17 protein-coding genes, 1 tRNA gene and 1 pseudogene are annotated in these 16,512 nt (G+C 70.6%); 6 read left to right on the top strand and 13 right to left on the bottom strand.

What is annotated here, in order from left to right:
- Nucleotides 1–126 precede the first annotated feature (126 nt).
- Nucleotides 127–1,257 carry an FAD-dependent monooxygenase gene (locus MFF24_RS06705; RefSeq protein WP_238223409.1) on the top strand — a complete coding sequence of 377 codons (1,131 nt, stop codon included), beginning with the start codon at nt 127–129 and terminating at the stop codon, nt 1,255–1,257.
- Nucleotides 1,258–1,330: 73 nt separating this feature from the next.
- Here the strand turns inward: MFF24_RS06705 and MFF24_RS06700 are convergent.
- A tRNA-Ser gene (locus tag MFF24_RS06700) sits at nt 1,331–1,397 on the bottom strand.
- Between the two features lie 147 nt (nt 1,398–1,544).
- Here MFF24_RS06700 and MFF24_RS06695 point away from each other — a divergent pair.
- Together MFF24_RS06695 and MFF24_RS06690 are read left to right on the top strand one after the other, a co-directional pair.
- Nucleotides 1,545–1,970: an integrase arm-type DNA-binding domain-containing protein gene (locus MFF24_RS06695; protein ID WP_238223408.1), complete on the top strand. Its 426-nt coding sequence runs from the start codon at nt 1,545–1,547 to the stop codon at nt 1,968–1,970.
- Nucleotides 1,971–2,135: 165 nt separating this feature from the next.
- Nucleotides 2,136–3,044: a site-specific integrase gene (locus MFF24_RS06690; RefSeq protein ID WP_238223406.1), complete on the top strand. Its 909-nt coding sequence runs from the start codon at nt 2,136–2,138 to the stop codon at nt 3,042–3,044.
- Here MFF24_RS06690 and MFF24_RS06685 read toward each other — a convergent pair.
- From MFF24_RS06685 to MFF24_RS06650, 8 genes are all read right to left on the bottom strand, one after another.
- Nucleotides 2,992–3,570, bottom strand: coding sequence for a hypothetical protein (locus MFF24_RS06685; protein ID WP_238223759.1), 579 nt, complete (start codon nt 3,568–3,570; stop codon nt 2,992–2,994). The genes MFF24_RS06690 and MFF24_RS06685 overlap by 53 nt on opposite strands.
- The gene (locus MFF24_RS28810) at nt 3,486–4,589 is read right to left on the bottom strand and encodes a hypothetical protein (RefSeq protein WP_283214480.1); all 1,104 of its coding nucleotides are present in this window, start codon (nt 4,587–4,589) and stop codon (nt 3,486–3,488) included. The genes MFF24_RS06685 and MFF24_RS28810 overlap by 85 nt, the downstream gene beginning before the upstream one ends.
- The gene (locus tag MFF24_RS06675; RefSeq protein WP_238223404.1) at nt 4,586–4,840 is read right to left on the bottom strand and encodes a hypothetical protein; all 255 of its coding nucleotides are present in this window, start codon (nt 4,838–4,840) and stop codon (nt 4,586–4,588) included. The genes MFF24_RS28810 and MFF24_RS06675 overlap by 4 nt, the downstream gene beginning before the upstream one ends.
- Entirely contained in the window at nt 4,840–5,337 is a 498-nt protein-coding gene (locus MFF24_RS06670) for a hypothetical protein (RefSeq protein WP_238223402.1), read from the bottom strand. Before MFF24_RS06670 ends, MFF24_RS06675 begins: the two co-directional genes overlap by 1 nt.
- 360 nt (nt 5,338–5,697) lie before the next feature.
- The gene (locus tag MFF24_RS06665; protein WP_238223400.1) at nt 5,698–5,865 is read right to left on the bottom strand and encodes a hypothetical protein; all 168 of its coding nucleotides are present in this window, start codon (nt 5,863–5,865) and stop codon (nt 5,698–5,700) included.
- Nucleotides 5,866–5,891: 26 nt separating this feature from the next.
- The gene (locus tag MFF24_RS06660; RefSeq protein WP_238223399.1) at nt 5,892–6,074 is read right to left on the bottom strand and encodes a helix-turn-helix domain-containing protein; all 183 of its coding nucleotides are present in this window, start codon (nt 6,072–6,074) and stop codon (nt 5,892–5,894) included.
- Complete coding sequence (locus MFF24_RS06655) at nt 6,071–6,256, bottom strand: hypothetical protein (protein WP_238223397.1); 186 nt, start codon at nt 6,254–6,256, stop codon at nt 6,071–6,073. Before MFF24_RS06655 ends, MFF24_RS06660 begins: the two co-directional genes overlap by 4 nt.
- A 9-nt stretch (nt 6,257–6,265) precedes the next feature.
- Nucleotides 6,266–6,463 carry a hypothetical protein gene (locus MFF24_RS06650; protein WP_238223395.1) on the bottom strand — a complete coding sequence of 66 codons (198 nt, stop codon included), beginning with the start codon at nt 6,461–6,463 and terminating at the stop codon, nt 6,266–6,268.
- Nucleotides 6,464–6,840: 377 nt separating this feature from the next.
- Here MFF24_RS06650 and MFF24_RS06645 point away from each other — a divergent pair, with 377 nt between their 5' ends.
- From MFF24_RS06645 to MFF24_RS06635, 3 genes and pseudogenes are all read left to right on the top strand, one after another.
- Nucleotides 6,841–7,458 (top strand): hypothetical protein, encoded by a 618-nt coding sequence (locus MFF24_RS06645; protein WP_238223393.1) that lies wholly within the window; start codon nt 6,841–6,843, stop codon nt 7,456–7,458.
- 192 nt (nt 7,459–7,650) lie between these two features.
- Nucleotides 7,651–8,162: pseudogene (locus MFF24_RS06640) on the top strand (YihY/virulence factor BrkB family protein); the annotation flags it as partial.
- 560 nt (nt 8,163–8,722) lie between these two features.
- The gene (locus MFF24_RS06635; protein ID WP_238223391.1) at nt 8,723–9,433 is read left to right on the top strand and encodes a L,D-transpeptidase; all 711 of its coding nucleotides are present in this window, start codon (nt 8,723–8,725) and stop codon (nt 9,431–9,433) included.
- Nucleotides 9,434–9,608: 175 nt separating this feature from the next.
- Here MFF24_RS06635 and MFF24_RS06630 read toward each other — a convergent pair whose 3' ends face one another.
- The 4 genes from MFF24_RS06630 to MFF24_RS06615 form a co-directional block, all read right to left on the bottom strand.
- Nucleotides 9,609–10,991: an HlyD family type I secretion periplasmic adaptor subunit gene (locus MFF24_RS06630; protein ID WP_238223389.1), complete on the bottom strand. Its 1,383-nt coding sequence runs from the start codon at nt 10,989–10,991 to the stop codon at nt 9,609–9,611.
- A 172-nt stretch (nt 10,992–11,163) separates the two neighbouring features.
- A complete protein-coding gene (locus tag MFF24_RS06625) occupies nt 11,164–13,287 on the bottom strand; it encodes a type I secretion system permease/ATPase (protein WP_238223387.1) in 2,124 nt (707 codons plus the stop codon).
- Between the two features lie 27 nt (nt 13,288–13,314).
- Nucleotides 13,315–15,279 (bottom strand): hypothetical protein, encoded by a 1,965-nt coding sequence (locus MFF24_RS06620; protein ID WP_238223386.1) that lies wholly within the window; start codon nt 15,277–15,279, stop codon nt 13,315–13,317.
- Between the two features lie 208 nt (nt 15,280–15,487).
- Nucleotides 15,488–16,408: a hypothetical protein gene (locus tag MFF24_RS06615; RefSeq protein ID WP_238223384.1), complete on the bottom strand. Its 921-nt coding sequence runs from the start codon at nt 16,406–16,408 to the stop codon at nt 15,488–15,490.
- Nucleotides 16,409–16,512: the final 104 nt, after the last annotated feature.

The raw sequence follows: 16,512 nt of genomic DNA, 5'->3' as shown, positions 1-16,512 counted from the left end.
GACCCCCCGCCGCCGAGACACGAACGGGCTTGCGGCGAAGCGCGATCCGGCGTCAATCGGGCTCCCGAAACCGGGAAAGGCCCTTAAGGCCCACCCGGCGCATGGGTGGGAAGGGCGCGCAGCCGCATGGACACGCAACAGGCCGGCCGGGTGCTCATTGCGGGCGGCGGCATCGCCGGGCTCGCCCTCAGGCGGGCCCTACATCGGCGGGGGATTCCCTCGCTCACGCTGGAGCGGCGCGGGGTGCAGGCGGAGGCGGGGCTCGCGATCAACCTGCCCGGCAACGCGGTGCAGGCGCTGAGCCGGCTCGGCCTGCTCGACGGGCTGCGCGAGACCGGTTCGCCGGTGCGCCGCCGCGAGTACCGCACCGCGCGCGGGCGTCTCCTCTTCGCGGTTGACGAGGAAGCCTTCTGGGGCGGCGAGACGGTATCCCATTGCCTGCGCCGGGCCGACCTGCTGCGCCTCCTGCAGCGCGACCTGCCGGACGACGACATTCGGCAGGGAGCCGGGATCGCCGGTATTCAGCTGGGCCCACAGGGGGCTCGGGTCGAGCGAGAGGACGGCACGACCGAATCGGGCGGCCTGCTGGTCGGCGCGGACGGCGTGCACTCGACGGTTCGCCGCGACCTGTTCGGCGATCGGACTCTCGGCGCCGCGATGCTGGCCAGGCAGAGCTGGCGCTTCATGACCCCCAATCCCGGCATCGAAGCCTGGACCCTCTGGGCCGGAGCCGGAGCCCTCTTCCTGCTGATCCCGGTCGATCGCGACGAGGCCTATGGCTGGGTTTCGGCGACCACAGAGCATGGCGACAGCACCGACCCGGCGGCGATCCGCTCCGCCTTCGCGGCCTTTCCCGGTCTCGTGCGCGACACGCTCGATGCGGCTCTCTCGCGGCCGGGTGCGATCTACCACTCGCCGCTGGAAGAGGTTCGCATCGCGGCCTGGGCACGCGACCGTGTCGTCCTGCTCGGAGACGCAGCCCACGCGACCGCGCCGGTCTGGGCCCAGGGCGCGGCACTCGCGCTGGAGGACGCGCTGGTGCTGGCTCGCCTGCTGGCGGAGCAAAACGACTGGACCGGTGTCGGAGGCGAGTACGAGCGCCTGCGCCGTCCCCGCGTCGAGCATGTCCAGCGGATGACGGATCGCCTGTCGCACACGGCGCGCTGGCCGGACTGGGCGAGAAACCTGCTGCTTCCGGTCGTCGGCCCGCGCAGCTACCGCGCCACCTACGATCCGCTTCGCACGTCGGTCATCTGATGCCGAAGATCGCGCTTCGCTCGAAGCCGCCTTCTCAGATCTGCCCGTGAGGCCGAACGATGGAGAGGAGCGGAGCGGGTGAAGGGAATCGAACCCTCGTATTCAGCTTGGAAGGCTGATTTCCCGCCCTCCCGGCCCGCCGGAAAATCGTCACCCGGCGGTAACCTTGGACGCCAAATCCCTAGGCGGACACTGCAATTTCCGGTCCCTGGCCGCTCGACATCGGCGACCCGTCCGGTTCCCTGCTCCGTGGTATCGCCGTGGTATCACGCCGGAGGGCACAGGGGATGAAGTCAGCGTACGTCCGCGAGAGGGTCCGGCTGACGGCCGACCACGTCCGCAAGGCCAAGGCCCTCGTCGCCTCCGGGAAGGTGGAGGGGCGCGGCATCGACTGGGCCGACGACAGGTGCCAGGGCCTCGTCCTCCGGGTCCAGCGGACCTCCGCGACATGGTACCTCAAGCTCCGGACCACCACCCTCCGCATCGCCTCCGTCGACGTGCTCGACCTCGACGCCGCCCGTGACCAGGCGGACCAGGCCCGGCTCCAAGCCAAGCGGGGCGAGAACGCCCGGGCTGGCCTCGCGACATACGAGGCCGAGGTCGCCACCGGCACGCCCGACGACATCGCTTGGATGGCCGGCGTCATCGAGGCGCAGGATTCCCCCGCCCCGCTGTCCGACGCGGACCGGCGCCTGCGCGGGCCCTGGCTGTGACGCGACCTGGTCGAGGAGTTCCTCGCCACCAAGTCGAAGAAGCTCAAGGCCGGCTACCGCGAGCAGTACGCCACGTACCTGCGCCACCCCGGCTTCAACGCCATCGAGGATCGGCCGGTCTCCAGCCTCACGATCACCGACCTGGAGGTCTGCCGGAACAGCATCGTGAAGGCGAACACCGTGTCGGCTGGGCACCGGTCCGTCCAGCAAGGCAAGGAGGCCCTGTCCTGGGCGTGGCGCTACCACGCCGGCGTCTCGGGCTTGGCCGACTGCCAGTACGAGTGGTGGGCCCGCTGGAGCATCGAATACACGCCCGGCGTCCGGGACCACGTCCCGACGGTGACGGACCTCGCCCGCCCGCTCCTCGTGGCCGAGCACCACCGGACCCTCGGCGCGACCGAGCACGCCACCGGCGACGGGACGCTCGGCGCTCTGTGGGCCCTGGTCCTGACCGGGCAGCGCACCGCCCCCCTGACGGCGACGAAGAGGGTCCGCGTCTATCCCTGTAACGAGCACGCGGGGTGGATGGCGGTCAACTGGACCAGCCCCGAGATGAAGGGCGGCAAGTCGGGCGGCCGCCCCCATTCGTTGCCGATCCCATCGGAGGCCTGGGCGGTCATCGAGCGCTACCGGAAGGCGGCCGAGGTCCCGGGCGAGGCGCCGTCGCCGTACCTGTTACCGTCCATCCGGGGCGACGGGCCGGTCGGGCAATCGGCCCTGAACCAGCTCCTCTATCGCCTGGAGGGGCGGGCCAAGGACCCGGCCAAGTCGAAGCCGGTCACCCGGCGGAAGCGGGGCTCGACGGCGGGCAAGCCGCGCGAAGAGCTCCTGGAGCGGTACGGAATTGCCCCGTTCGTGCCCCACGACGTCCGGCGCGCCATCGCGACGTTCCTCGACGAGCGGCGCCTCGGCGGCGCCGCGTCCGCGATCCTGGCCCACAAGGCGGCCCGGTCCGAGGACGAGCGCGAGCGGGTCGAGCACGTCACCAGGCTCCACTACGCCAAGGGGCAGCGGATGACCCTCAAGGCGGAGGGCATGGAGGTCTGGTGCCAGGCCGTCCTCGTCGCCTACTAGGCGGAGCGCGCCCGCCTGTTCCCGGAGACCCTGCCGCTAGCGGCCGCCGCCCGCCCCGGTGCTCGATCTGCCGGTAGTGGGGCGCGCCCTGGAGGTGGCGCGGGACGGCGGGCTCCGGGGTCCGCCTGATCTCGACAGTGACCGAGCCCTCACGGCGGATGACGTCCTCGACCCGGCTCTCGGTCCGGTACCGCTGGCGGCGTGTCACCCGCACATCGCGGAAGTGGACCGCGATCTCCGCGGCGCACGCGTCGTAGGCCTCGATCAGCCGGCCGCCCGCAGCCTGGAACAGGATCTGTCCCGGCTGGATGGAATACAGGTCATCGAGGCCGCCGGCCTCCCGCTCGGTGAGGACCCTGCCGGTGACGCGGGCGCCCTCCGGGGCCTCCTTCACGTCCGCCGCCCGGAGGTCGAGGTCGCCCTCGACGACGAGCTCGCCCGTCAGCCGGAGGCCCTCGCGGACTCGCAGCCGGCCGACGACGTGGAGGCCGATGTCGAGGTCGAGGATCCCTTCACCCGCCCCCACAGGATGACGCGGCCCTCGACGCGCATGGCGGTCGGGAGGCGTGCCCACTGGCATGGGGCTAGGTGAAGGAGGGTGCCCTTGAGGTGGATGCCGTCCGGCATGCAGTGAAAGTGGTGGAGGCTGCCGTCGCGCTCGTCCCGGACGATCCAGTCCGGGTCGTCGAGGTCGGGCATGGCCGCGCGCAGGTGGTCGAGGAGGACGAGGACGTGCGGCGTGTCCTCCGGCTGGGGGCTCTCGTTGAACCGCCTCTGGATCTGGGCGACGTACCCGGCGGAGTGAACCTCGGCCGTCAGGATCGAGCGGCCGTCGCGGTCGCGCAGGGACCAGATGCCGGCGGCCGCGTCGCGCGCGCGCCGGCGACGCTCCGGGAGGCCATCCCGGCCTCGCTCCCACGTCAGGTGGTCGTAGCCGCCGTCGCCGACGCAATGCCCCATCGCGGCGCTCTCGGCGTCCAGGGCCTCCGGGGTGACGATGTGCAGCCACCGATGCCCGCCGACCGAGGGGACGGGATCCGCGGTGCCCTCGTCGCCGGCGATGCGCAGGCGGGACCGCTTGAGACGCTCGTGGTAGGCGCGGGCGTGCTCGACGGCCTGGTCCCACGTGACCCGGGGCAGCTTGTCCAGCATGCGCGGGTCCGTCTCCGGGAGGGCGGCAAGCCAGTCGCGCACGTTCCCGAAATGCCTCGGCAGGGTGAGGCCCTGGTGGATGACGGAATCCCCCGCTCGGGACGCGGCGAGGAGCGCGCGGGCGGACCGCTCGGCCCACTCCTGGGCGTCGTCGAGCCAGGCGCGCCCCTCGACCGCCGGGAGGCGCGGCGCGGTCCCGAGGCCGCCGAGCTCCTCGGACAGCGGCCACGGCGTCATGGCCAGGGGCTCGCCGTCGGGGCGCATGGCCTGGGGCAGGCGCCGGGCGAGCCACGCCGCCGCGCGGTCGTCCTCGATGACCGTGGCGACGCCGGCCGCGACCGCGATGGCCTGCGGGAACACGGCGTTGAAAAGGCGGGGGGCGGAGGTCTTCATCGGCGGCTCACGGGGATGCGCTGGCGGTCGAGGCACGTCCGGTAGATGGCCTCAGCGAGAGCCTCCCTCGCGTCGCCGCCCGCCGCCAGGGGCGGGAGGTCGGCCGCACGGAGGACGTACGTCGTCCGGTCGTGCAGCCGCACGGTGACCGCGTCGGCGGCGGGCGAGACGGTCACGGCGACGACGCAGTTCGGGAGGCAGTACGTCCTCTCCACGGCGCCGGACCAGTCGTCCGGGAATGCGGGCGACATCACAGGCCCTCCAGCGCGGCGTCGTCGTCCGGGTCCATGGGCGCGAGGTCCGGGACGTGGGCGGGCGCCGGCGGGCGGTCGAGAGGCAGGGGGATGCCGCGCTCCCCGGGCGGCGTGCCCCGGTCGACGGACCCGCAGTAGCGAAGGACGAGGCACATCGTCTCCAGGGCGTGGAGCCACTGCCGCTGCCGGTGCGGATCCATGGCGTGGTGCGCGTCCAGGAGCATCGGGCGGAGCTCCACGAGCGGGCACGGCAGCAACGCGTTCGGCAGGGCCTCGCGCCACATGGGATGCTCGGGGGCGACGTAGTCCCCGCGGATGATGATGAGGCTGTCGACGGCGCGCTCGATGCGGGGCGCGTTGGCCGCCGCCGCGGCGCGCTGCCGGGTGGCGGCCGCCTTCGCTTGCGTCTCCCGCCGCCGGTTCATGGCGGCCTGAGCGGCGTCGGGCAGGCCCCGGATTTGGCGGGCGCGGCCGCGCCTGTCCCTCTCCCACATGAGCTCCCGTCCGCGGAGGCGCCAGGCGAGGCGGCCGCCCTCCTCGGCCTCGGTCAGGATGCCGAGGCGGATGCCCCACGCCAGGAGGCTGGCGGCGCGGTTGGCCGTGTACTCGGGCGTGTGCGCGGGCTTGGCGAACAGGGCGCCATAGACGGCGGCCGCCTCGTCCTGCCCGAGCGTCTCGCGCTCGTCGAACAGGCGCAGGAGCTCCCGGTTGACGCGCTCCGGGTAGTAGCCGAAATGCTCGCCCGGGGCGCCCTTGGCTTAGGTCTCGGCGAACACCTGCTCCGGCGTGCGGTCGCGCAGGTGGCTGTAGTCGGGCCGGTCGCGGCGGCTGTAGCGTGCCATGGGATCCCCCTGTCACCCGATGCGAAGGCGCCCGTCCTGGGCGGCGGCGGCCGCCCGGACGACGCGGAGAGCCTGCCGGGGCGTGAGGTCCCGGAGGAGCGAGCGGATCGCGTCGGGATCCGCCTCGTCGAGCGCCACGGCGAGCCTGGCGCCCCGCGTCCTGGCCTCGGCGGCGGTCATGCCGGCCTCCGGAGCGAAACGAATCGCTAGACCCGGCGGAGGTCGAGGGCGTTGAGGACGCGCTCGCCGGGATCCCAGCGGCCGCGGATGACGTCGCTGAGGAAGCCGGCCGAGACCCCGGCCTTGTGCGCGAACGCCTTCTGCGAGCCCGACTCGCGAATGGCGGCCGACAGCCTGGCCCTCACGTCGTCGTAGGTCAGGTCGGTCATGCCGCCCTCCGGGCCATGAAGGCGGCGAGGCGCTGCCGCGCGGCCGCGGCGTCCTGGCGGCGGCCGGAGGCGCGCGGATAGTCGACGCCGCGTTCGCGGAGGATGGTCCGCACCATGCCCTCGGGGACGCCGCACGCCTCTGCCGCGTACAGGATCCCCTCGAGCTCCAGGACAGCGTCCACGACCCGCTGCTAGTCCGCGGGCGTGAGGCTGCGGCGGACGCGATCTGAGCGGGTCCCGACGGTGAGCGCGCGGCCCTGGCTGATGAGGCGGCCGAGGGACTCCCGGGTGAGCCAGCCGTACCGCTCCGCGTCGGCGTCGAAGCTGTGGCTGCACGCCAGCGCGTAGACCTTCCTCGGGTCCGGGGTGATGTGCAGGGCGGCCGCCATGGACCGCTCCGCCTCGTCCCGGCGCGCCGGCCGGGCCGCGCGGGGCGGCGCAGGCGGCGGCGGCCTCCAATCGAACAGCGACAACTGCATCTGGCGAATCCACGCGTTAGCTGACCTGCGAACGATTGTCCGGGATAAACGCAATAAATCAAGCGCACTCGCGAAGGTGATGCAAAGCAGACGCAAAGCGGTAGATAACACGAGATAGCTAAGCACGCCCTCAACAGCGGGCCACCATTTCAAGCACGATTTCCTCGACAGGGTGCTGATGAAAGAATTGTTGAAATTATGTCACCATGCAGCGCACTAGTACTATATAAATACGTTAGCGACGCGAGTAGAGTCATTCGCGGATCAGCTAACTGGGGGAACCCGCTGTGACCGCCTACGACCCCGACTACGTCTCTGAGTTCCTCCTCCGCCCGCACCCGACGCCCGAGGAGCTCGATGCCATCCGGGAACGCCACCGGCTCGCCGCGGCGGCGGAGCTCAGGCGGCGCCACGCCCCGACCATCGACGCCTGGCGCGCCGCGGCGGAGGAGAGCCTTCGGACGCAGCGGTGGGCTTGGACGTTGCGGGCCAACGTCGAGCGGGAGGAGGCCTACCTGGCCCGCGGCGAGAGCCTCGAACTCTACGCCGCCAAGCGGCTCAACGAGCTCACGAGGAAGGCCACCGTCACCGTCCGGCGCGCCCTCGAAGCGGCCACCGTGCCCCACGAGCCGGAGGTGGCGCGCGCGAGCGATTCGTCGGTGCGCGCAGCGGCCCGCGAGGGGGTCGCGTTCATGTCGAGGCTCGACACGGACTGGTCGCAGGACCGCAACGCGGAGGGGTGGGGCCGGGCGACCACGGTCATGGGCCACGTCCTGGACACGCTGCCCGAGCTCACGGTCTCGCAGGCGAGCCACGCCCTCCGGGTCCTGCGGACGCACCGGCGGCAACTGCCGGCGGACCTGGCCGGGCGGCTTTTCGACGGCGCCCCGGAGCTCAGCCTGTGAGCGCCGAGGTGATCGCCCTCCGCCCGGCGGCCGCGCCCCGCCGCCCGATGGTCCGCTGGCTGGGGAGCAAGTGGCGGCTCGCCCCCTGGGTGCTGGAGCACTGCCCGGCCCACGACCTCTACTGCGAGCCCTACGGGGGCTCGGCCTCCATCCTCATGCGCAAGGGACGGGCGCCGGTCGAGGTCCTCGGTCTACGCAACCACCTTCCTGTTCACCCTGACCGGCATCGTCTTCGTTCTCGCGGCGACCGGCACGGTCGTTGTTCTACCACTCGTCCTGAGCGGCATCGGCCTCGGCGATCTTACCGATACCGCGCTTCGCGTCCTGCGCTGGCCAGCCCTGCTCTTGCTCGTCAGCCTGAGCCTGTCGCTGGCCTACCGCTATGGTCCGAGCCGGAGGTAGGCGAAGTGGCGCTGGGTCAGTTGGGGGAGCGTCGCCGCGCTCTCTCCTGGGTCTGCGCCTCCGTGCTGTTCTCCTGGTACGTTGCCAGCTTCGACAGCTACAATCGTGTCTACGGATCGCTCGGAGCCGGTGTCGGCTTCATGACCTGGATCTGGCTGTCCGTCGTCATCGCGCTGCTCGGAGCGGAACTGAACGCCGAGATGGAGCGTCAAACGGCCCGCGACAGCACCACGGGAAGACCGAAGCCGCTCGGCTCGCGGCAGGCCTTTGCGGCCGACACCGTCGGTCCGCCCCAGGACTGATCTCGTTTCCGGTTAATCGCCTCGGCCCTTGCCCCGCTCCGTCATCGCGAGGCGGAGCCGAAGCGAGCCAGGGCGCGACCTGTCCGAAGCGTGCGGAGCCCTGCATTGCCACGGCTTCGCCGCGCAATGACGAAGGAAGTGATCGAAGCGATCAGCCCGAAACCGTATGAGGGCTCGCGAGGCGGTTCCGCGTGCCTTTTCGGATTGGGTCCCGGCATCTCCTCGCTCGCGCATCTTCCGAAAACCTGGGCGCGGCCAGCCTGACGCTGCCCGACGAGGCGATGGCGGCATTTGCCGGCATCGCGACGGCTCCGGTGGCGGGCTGATTTGCCGACGATCCGGCGGCCCGGGACGAGGGCCAGGCGGTCGACAGCGCCCGCCCCGGAGATCCGCCTTCACCGGGGGAACGCCCGCTCATGGTAACCGGCAAGCGCGGCGGGGCGAAAGCCGGGCTTGCCGGTCGAGCCAAGTCTCGTCAGTTTCAGCTTGGCAGTATACGCGCCGGGTGTCGACCGGTGCGGCCCGTGATCGGGCCGCGGGACAGTGGGAAGTCCGAAATCATGATCGTGGATGCTGAGGACGCCGATGCCGGCGGGAGTCACGGGATCGCGTCGTCCGCACAGCGGGCGCGGCCGCTCAGCCGCCGGTCCTTTCTGACCGGTTCGGCCGCCGGCCTCGGCGCGATCGGGCTGGGCGGCTGCGTGACATCCGAGAGCACGAGCCTCGCCGAGGCGGCAAGGCTCTACGGGCCGATGCCGGACGAGAAATTCCCGATTCCCGCGTTCGATATCCGCAAGGTCGATCCGAAGTACCATCGCCGGATCGTTCGCTACGAATCCAAGGAGACGGCCGGCACGATCGTCGTCGATCCCCGAAACTTCTACGTCTACCGCGTCGAGGGCGACGGGACCGCCACCCGTTACGGCGCCAATGTCGGCCGCGACGGGTTCCTCTGGAGCGGTAACGCCTATGTCGGCCGAAAGTCCGAATGGGCGACTTGGACGCCGCCCAAGGAGATGATCCGGCGCCAGCCCGAGGCGGCCCAATACGCCCGCGGGATGCCGGGCGGCCTCGACAACCCGCTCGGCGCCCGCACCCTACACCTCTACCGGAACGGCGCCTATACGCTCTACACGATCTACGCCAGCAGCGATCCCGGATCGATCGGAACCGGCATCACGAGCGGCTGCGTCGGCCTGCTGAGCCAGGACATGATCCACCTCTACGCGCGCACGCCGGTGAAGACGAAGGTCGTCGTCCTACCCGCGTAGGCGGGTCCGGCCTCGCCCGGAACGCGGCGCTTCCGGCAAACCTCCGAAAGGCGGCAACGAAGCGACCGTCCCGCGGGGAGCGCTCGCTTCGGCCGGTTCGCTCTTCCGTGTCGTGATCGGCCCGCAGGCTCCCGGCCGGGCACGGCCGGTAACACCCGACTTTCCCCGACGGCGATCAGAGCTCGCGGAAGGACCTCGTCATGCTGTCGCGGATCGGCTTGACGATGTATTCGAAGAACGTTCGCTCCGTCGTCTTGATGTAGACTTCCGCCGGCATGCCGGGGGTCGGCGAGAAGGTCCGAAGTGCCGCGGCCTCGTTGGCGTCGAGGCGGATGCGGGCGATGTAGAAGTCGCCGTTGGACACTTGGCCCCTGCGATCCTCGGGGAGCGAATCGGCCGAGACGTAGACCACCTCGCCGGCCACCATGGGGGTGAGCCGCTGCGACAGGGCGGTGAGCCGCACGCCCGCGCTCTGGCCGCGCTTGACGTGGTCGATGTCCTGCGGACGGATGCGCGCCTCGATCACGAGGTCGCCCTGCGAGGGCACGATCTCAAGGATGCTCTTGCCCGATTCCACCACGCCGCCGGGCGTGTGGTAGCGCAGCTTCACCACGACGCCCCGCACGGGGGCGGTGACGGCGACGCGGTCGAGGACGCCTTGGGCGGCGGCGATGCGCTCGCGCACGTCGGCCTTCTCCCCCAGCGTCTCGTGCAGCTGCTCGACGGCCGCCTTGATGGTCGCGTTGATCGCCCCCTGGATCTGCTCGCGGATGCGCGAGATGCGCTCGCGGGCGTCACCGATATCGCCGTCGAGCCGCCCGATCTCCCCCTGCGCGTTGGCATGCGCCCGCTGGACCGCCAGCACCTCCGTGCGGCGCACGAGGCCGCCCGAGAGGAGGTAGTTCTTGCCCTCCAGTTCCTGCTCGAAGAACTTGATCTGGCGCAGGACGGCTTCGCGCTGGACCTGCGTGCCCTTGATCTTCTGTTCGAGGGCGGAGATGCCGTCGCGCAGGACGGCGAGGTCGCTCTCCAGGTTCTTGCGCCGGGCCTGGAAGGTGAGCCTCTGCTGCGCGAGGGTGCTGGCGACGTCCGGGTCGCTCGCGCGCTCCAACAGGGCGGGCGGGAAGGTGATGCTCGAATCCTGCGCGATCTCGGCCCGCAGCCGCGCCTCCACGGCGCCGAGCCGGTCGTGCCGGACGAGGAGGCGGCGGAGCTCGGCCCGCGGCGCGGTCTCGTCGAGGCGCAGCAGGATCTGGCCGGGCTCAACCTGATCGCCCTCGCGCACCCGGATCTCGCGGATCACCCCGCCCTCCAGATGCTGGAGGGTCTTGTTCTGCCCGGTCGTCACGAAGCTGCCCGAGGCCACGATGGCGCCGGCGATCGGGGCCGAGCCCGCCCAGACGCCGAAGCCGCCGATCAGCAGGGCGAGGAAGGCGAAGCCGAAGACGGTAAGGAACCGCGTGTCGTGCGGCGCACCGATCGACCAATCGGGAGCGGACCGCCCCCCCGGGGCGGGCACGTCCGGCCCGTCGTCCCGACGCGTCAGCGAGCGACTCATGGCATCCTCCCGGCATTCGGGGCGGTCGTCCGGGTGCTTCGCCCGGCGCCGGCCTCCGTTCTCGTTTCCCGTCGGCCCGGCGGGCGGGCCGGGCTCCAGAGCCCTGTCCTGCATCGTCTTTTCCCGAAATCCGGCGCCCGCCTTCGGGGACGATGCCCCGGGGCCTCGTGGATCAGACCGTGGTCGGGGCGGCGCCCTTGCCGACGATCAGCGGGATCATGTCGTCGCGCGGCCCGATCGCCTGGACCGCGCCGTCCTTGAGGATCATGATCTTGTCGACGCTGCGCAGGAGTGCGGGCCGCTGGGTGATCGCGACCACCGTCGTTCCGCGCTGCTTGGCCCGGGCGAGCGCCCGCCCCAGGGCAATCTCGCCCAACGTGTCGAGGTTGGAGTTCGGCTCGTCGAGCACGACGAGGCGCGGGTCGCCGAAGAAGGCGCGGGCCAGCCCGATGCGCTGGCGCTGGCCGCCCGAAAGCGGGCTGCCGTCCATGCCGACTACGGTCTCGTAGCCGGCGGTGAAGCCCGAGACGAGTTCGTGCACGTCGGCGAGTTCGGCCGCGTCGTAGACGTCGGCGTCGGAGGCATCCTCCTGCATCCGGGCGATGTTGGCCTTGATCGAGGCCGGGAAGAGCTGCACGTCCTGCGGCAGGTAGCCGACGCTCTGGCCGAACTGGCGCGGGTCCCAGTTGCGCAGGTCCATCATGTCGAGGCGCACCGCGCCGGCGGTCGGCATGATCGAGCCCACCAGCATCCGCCCCAGCGTCGACTTGCCGGTGCCCGAGGAGCCGACGATGGCCAGCGACTCGCCCGGATCGAGGGTGAAGCTGACGCCGTTCAGAATGACCTTCTTGTTCGGCGGGGGCACGTAGAGCACCCGCTCCACGCTGAGCCGGCCGGTCGGGCGCGGCAGGCGCAGCCGCTCCAGGTTCAGCGGCGAACTCTGGAGCAGCGCCTTGACGCGAACATAGGCCATGCGGGCCTGGACGTAGCTGCGCCAGCCGTCGATCACGCCCTCGATGGGGGCGAGAGCGCGGCCGCTGATGATCGAGGCGGCGATCATCATGCCGCCGGTCAGCTTGCCGTCGAGGGCGAGCGAGGCGCCCCAGCCCAGCATCAGGATCTGGGTGGAGAGGCGCACGAACTTCGACAGGCCGGCGATGACGATGTTGCGGTCCTGCCCCGTGACCTGGGCCTTGAGCGATTCCCCCGTGTCGCGGCCCCAGATCATCACGCTCTCGGGGATCATGCCCATGGCGTTGATGACCTGGCTGTTGCGGGCCATGGCGTCGGACTGGATGTTGGCCCGGGTGGAATAGGCGCTGGCCTGGGCGAATGGCACCGCGGTGATCCGCTGGTTGATGAAGGCGAGGGCGAGCAGCACCAGGCCGGTCGCGCAAACGATCCAGCCGAGATCGGGATGGATCAGGAAGATCGCGAGCACGTAGACCGGCGCCACGGGGGCGTCGAACATGACGAGCAGCACCGGCCCGGTGATGAAGTTGCGCAATTGCTGGAGGTCGGCGACCGTCTGGAAGTCGCGGTTCGAACCTGCCTGCGAGGCCTTGGCGGCGGCGGCGAGCACCGGGGGGCCGAGCCGGCTCTCGACCTCGACGGCGACGCGCATCAGCATGAAGCGGCGGACCATGTCGAGCACGACGTGGCCGAAGATCGCGCCGACGATGACCACCGTCAGCATGACCAGGGTGTCGAAGCTGCGGCTGGTCAGCACCCGGTCCGAGATGTTGAACAGGTAGATCGGCACGCCGAGCACGAGCGTGTTCACCCAGAAGGAAAAGATGGCGATCACGATGAGCTTGCGCCGGCAGGCGGCCAGTCCCCGGGTCAGCGTCTCGCGGAAGCCGCGATCGCCGAAGCGGCGCTGGAGCGGTGCCCCGCCGCCTCCGCCGCCCCCTCCTCCGCCGTCGCCGGAGGGTGGCGTCGGTCCCTTCCCGGGGGTGACCACGGGGCGGACCCGCGCGGGCGGGGGCGGCTCGGCCGGGACCGGCTCGGCGCGCGCGGCGGGCTGGGCGGGGCCGGCCTCCGCGACCCGCAGCGTTTCGGCGGGCGCCGCCGGGGGCTGCGCCGCGGCCGGGGCGGGCTCAGGCGTCTCCGGCGCGGGTTCGGGCGCGCGGTCGGTCGCGGGGCCGATATAGTTGCGCCCGGCCAGAACCTTGTAGAGAGCGTCGAGGCTCCTGAGACCGGTGCTGAGGCGCCGTTCCCCACTTCCCCGCGGCGGGCCGGACGGGTCGATCGCGTTCGTCCGGCCCGGCCGTGCGTCCAGGAGGGCACTCGTCATCTCGGCTGCTCCGATACTGAAGGCCGCCTACGACAGCATCCCGTGGAAGAGATCCTGCTGCATGTGGCTGTCGGCCGTGACCGTGCTCGGGCCGGGAGACTCGATCGGAACGCTCTCGGCCAACCCCGTGAACGCCACGATCTCCGGCACGAGATTGTGCGTGTCGCCAACCGTAATCTGCGTCGATTGCGTGACGAAGTTCGCCTGAAGGAGGATGGCGGTATCGTAATGATGACCCCCGACGAACTGGAGGTCGGAGGCCGTGCCCACATTGGCGATGCCGGCGAGATTGACGAGGTGGTTGCCGCCCGATTCGACCGTCTGGGTCGAGGCGGTCGGCTCGGCCGCCCCCGTGGGGGCGGACCCGGCGGAGGCCGCGTGCTGGACGATCCCGTCGACGTCGGAGACGAGGTTCGTCTGCTGGATGACGTTGATGTCGTAGAAGTCTCCGGTGACGTGCAGGATGTTCAGCGTCTGGCCGTGCGAGGGAAAGGTCGCCGCCATTTCCGGCGGAAGGATGCCGTCTTGGATCTCATCGAGGGCGTCGCCGAGCGTCGCGCTCAGCGGGTGGAACCCATCGCTGCCGTAGCGGTCGATCGCGGCCTTGTTCACGAGGATGTTGTCGCCGGTGCTGATCGACTGCGAGCCGTTGTCCTGGCGCGCCGTGTAGGCCAGGACCGCGTCGTCGTTGAGCAGCACGTTGGTCTGATGGATCAGGTTGGTGCTGTGGTAGTTGCCGTCCACGACGATGAGGTCGTAGCGGGCGCCGATCTCGCTGAGGCGGAAGCTGTTGCTCTCCAGGTTCTCGCCGGCGCGGACGGCGTAGTAGGCGCCGATATTCCCCTGCACCGTCACGTCGTTGTCGCTCAGGACGTTGACCTGGCGCAGGACGTTGACGCCGTAGAAGTCGCCGTCGATCAGATCGACTTGCGCGAGGCTGCCGAAGGTGAGGTGCTTCACGAGACCCGAGGTGTCGTGGTCGGCGATGCGCGCGGTGTTGTGCGCCTCGTTGCCGTTGGTGACGATGCTGCGCATGAGCATTTCGCCGGCGACCGAGACCTCGGCGCGGCTCATCAGCACGTTCACCTGCAGGATGGCGTCGGTGGTGTAGGCGTTCCCCTTCACCGCCAGGGCGGTGGCATGGCCGTGATCGTCCAGGATCGTGGCAGTGTTCAGGGAGAGGTTGCCGCCGGTCCGCGCATCGAGCCCCGGATCGGTTAGGCCGTCCCGGGCCTCCGGGGCCACGGAGGGCACCTTCGGCACCTCGAACCGCAGGGCGGTCCCCGGCGGCTGCAACACGCCGTCGACATAGGTGCCCATCGGGTCCGCGTGCGCGACGTCCCGGCCGCCGTCCTCCGCGCCTTCGGGAGCCTGCGCCCCGTCGCGCCGCAGGACGAGTTCGACGGCCTCGGCCGTCGTGGGGTCGTGAAGCGTCAGGTCCGCGGGCAGCCGCGACTGGGCGATCCGGCTGAGCGCAGCGATCGTGCCGTCGATATCGACCTCGTGGAACTGGGCGAGATCGACATCCGTGCGCATCAGCAGGACGTCGTCGTCCACCAGGCGGTTGATCTGGCGGACCTGCAGGAGCTGCTGGTCGGGGTCGATGTCGATGCCGGCTTCCCCGTGCGCCCGGCTGCTGCCGCCGCCACCGCCGCCGCCGGGCGGCAGCAGGCGTCCGCCCGGAAGCGGTCCGGGCGAGAGCGGGTCGTCCGGGCTCGCCGGAGGGGGGCGATGGCCGGGAAGGCCGGGAAGCCGGGGAAAGACCTCCGGACCGGGAGAGAGATCGACCCGGAAGGGGCGGCTGGGAAACTCGTCGAGCGGCCGGTCCGGATCGGGATCGACGGGCGGCCGGGGGAGCCAGGGATGAAGCTTGGCGGGCTGCGCCGGATCCTCGTAGCCGTCGCGAACCCGCGGCGCCCCGTCGGTCAGGCGAAGGTGGCCGATGAAGTGGGCGATGATGTCCGAGACATCCGTCGTTCCGCCTGCGAGCATGGCAGCGTTCCCCGACCCGGCCACGTCATGGCGCGATCCACTCCCATGACGATGGCTCGTCGTTGCGCGGGAGGGTTTCCTGGATTTCGGTTTCGGCGTGTTCGCGGGCGGCTCTTTGAAAGCCTTCTTGGTGCTCTACCCGGAACAGCGTCCAGATGGGTCGGCCCGCGTCCTGCGACGCGGGCTGTGCTGTCGAACGGTGCTGAGATTACTCGGCGGGCGCGGAGTCCGACATGGAGTCGCCGCCCACGACGCTGATCGGCATCGTGTTGTACTGGATGTTGGCGCCCATCACGATGTGCTGCGTGAAGGCTTCCTGGGTCAGCGTGCCCGAGCCGTTGGCGGTGCCGGTCGCAGTGCCGTACTCGCCGAGTTCGGAGGTGTTGTTGGCCGTGCCGCCGTAGGCGGAGCCGTTCTGCGTGAAGGAGAAGTTCGGGCCACCCGGGTCGCTCCCGCCACCATCCGTGAAGAGGCCGAAATCTCGGCCGCCGGCGCCGGCATTGAGGCTGACGCTGGCACCGTTCAGCACATCGGCATCGACGAGGCTGTTGACCTGATCGAGGTTGAAGATGTTGCCGTCGCCGTTCAGCGTCTGGGTCGACAGGTCGGGCAGGTTGAGGAAGTTGCCGTCGAGGGTCTCGATGCCGAGGTCGTCCATGTGCAGGACGGAGGTCTCGGTGGGCGGGCCGAAGTCGCCGGAGACGCTGACGTCCACAGTGGTGTTCACGCTCGTGGTGATGTCGTTGTCGATGTCGTTGTCGACGCTGTTGGTGACCCCGTTGTCGAGATCGTTGTCGATGGCGTTCTCGTTGAAGTTCAGGTTGGCATTGCCGTTCAGGTTGCCGTTGCCGTTGAGATTGCCGTTGCCGTTGAGATTGCCGTTCGTGCTGGAGCTGTCGACCTCGTTGCTGGCGTAGTTCACGGCGCCGTTGATGGAGGTCTGCGACTGATCCTGGTCCTGATCTTGGTCCTGGCCCTGATCTTGGCCCTGCGCCTGGCCCTGGAGCTGGCCCTGGAGTTCGGCCTGGCCCTGGAGCTGGCCCTGCAGCTCGGCCTGGCCCTGGAGCTGGCCCTGCGCCTCGAGCTGGGCGATGGCGGCGGGCGCCACGTTCCGGTTGGACTCGCTCATGATGACGTCTCCCTGCATGTGGATGACGGCAGGCAGCAGGACGGGACGTCGATCATCTACGTCGACGCGGGATCCGTTAGCGTTGCCGTCTGAGATCCCCGGGG

This window comes from Methylorubrum aminovorans (assembly GCF_022179725.1).
Taxonomy (GTDB): domain Bacteria; phylum Pseudomonadota; class Alphaproteobacteria; order Rhizobiales; family Beijerinckiaceae; genus Methylobacterium; species Methylobacterium aminovorans.
This window is presented reverse-complemented; position numbering and strand designations above follow the sequence as displayed.

Bases quoted from the DNA above. Each gene is read 5' to 3' on its own strand.
- MFF24_RS06650 (WP_238223395.1), bottom strand. From the start codon at position 6,463: ATGGCGGCCGCCCTGCACATCACCCCGGACCCGAGGAAGGTCTACGCG.
- MFF24_RS06705 (WP_238223409.1), top strand. From the start codon at position 127: ATGGACACGCAACAGGCCGGCCGGGTGCTCATTGCGGGCGGCGGCATC.
- MFF24_RS06625 (WP_238223387.1), bottom strand. From the start codon at position 13,287: ATGACGAGTGCCCTCCTGGACGCACGGCCGGGCCGGACGAACGCGATC.
- MFF24_RS06635 (WP_238223391.1), top strand. From the start codon at position 8,723: ATGATCGTGGATGCTGAGGACGCCGATGCCGGCGGGAGTCACGGGATC.
- MFF24_RS06695 (WP_238223408.1), top strand. From the start codon at position 1,545: ATGAAGTCAGCGTACGTCCGCGAGAGGGTCCGGCTGACGGCCGACCAC.
- MFF24_RS06620 (WP_238223386.1), bottom strand. From the start codon at position 15,279: ATGCTCGCAGGCGGAACGACGGATGTCTCGGACATCATCGCCCACTTC.
- MFF24_RS06615 (WP_238223384.1), bottom strand. From the start codon at position 16,408: ATGAGCGAGTCCAACCGGAACGTGGCGCCCGCCGCCATCGCCCAGCTC.
- MFF24_RS28810 (WP_283214480.1), bottom strand. From the start codon at position 4,589: ATGAAGACCTCCGCCCCCCGCCTTTTCAACGCCGTGTTCCCGCAGGCC.
- MFF24_RS06675 (WP_238223404.1), bottom strand. From the start codon at position 4,840: ATGTCGCCCGCATTCCCGGACGACTGGTCCGGCGCCGTGGAGAGGACG.
- MFF24_RS06630 (WP_238223389.1), bottom strand. From the start codon at position 10,991: ATGAGTCGCTCGCTGACGCGTCGGGACGACGGGCCGGACGTGCCCGCC.
- MFF24_RS06660 (WP_238223399.1), bottom strand. From the start codon at position 6,074: ATGACCGACCTGACCTACGACGACGTGAGGGCCAGGCTGTCGGCCGCC.
- MFF24_RS06665 (WP_238223400.1), bottom strand. From the start codon at position 5,865: ATGACCGCCGCCGAGGCCAGGACGCGGGGCGCCAGGCTCGCCGTGGCG.
- MFF24_RS06670 (WP_238223402.1), bottom strand. From the start codon at position 5,337: ATGTGGGAGAGGGACAGGCGCGGCCGCGCCCGCCAAATCCGGGGCCTG.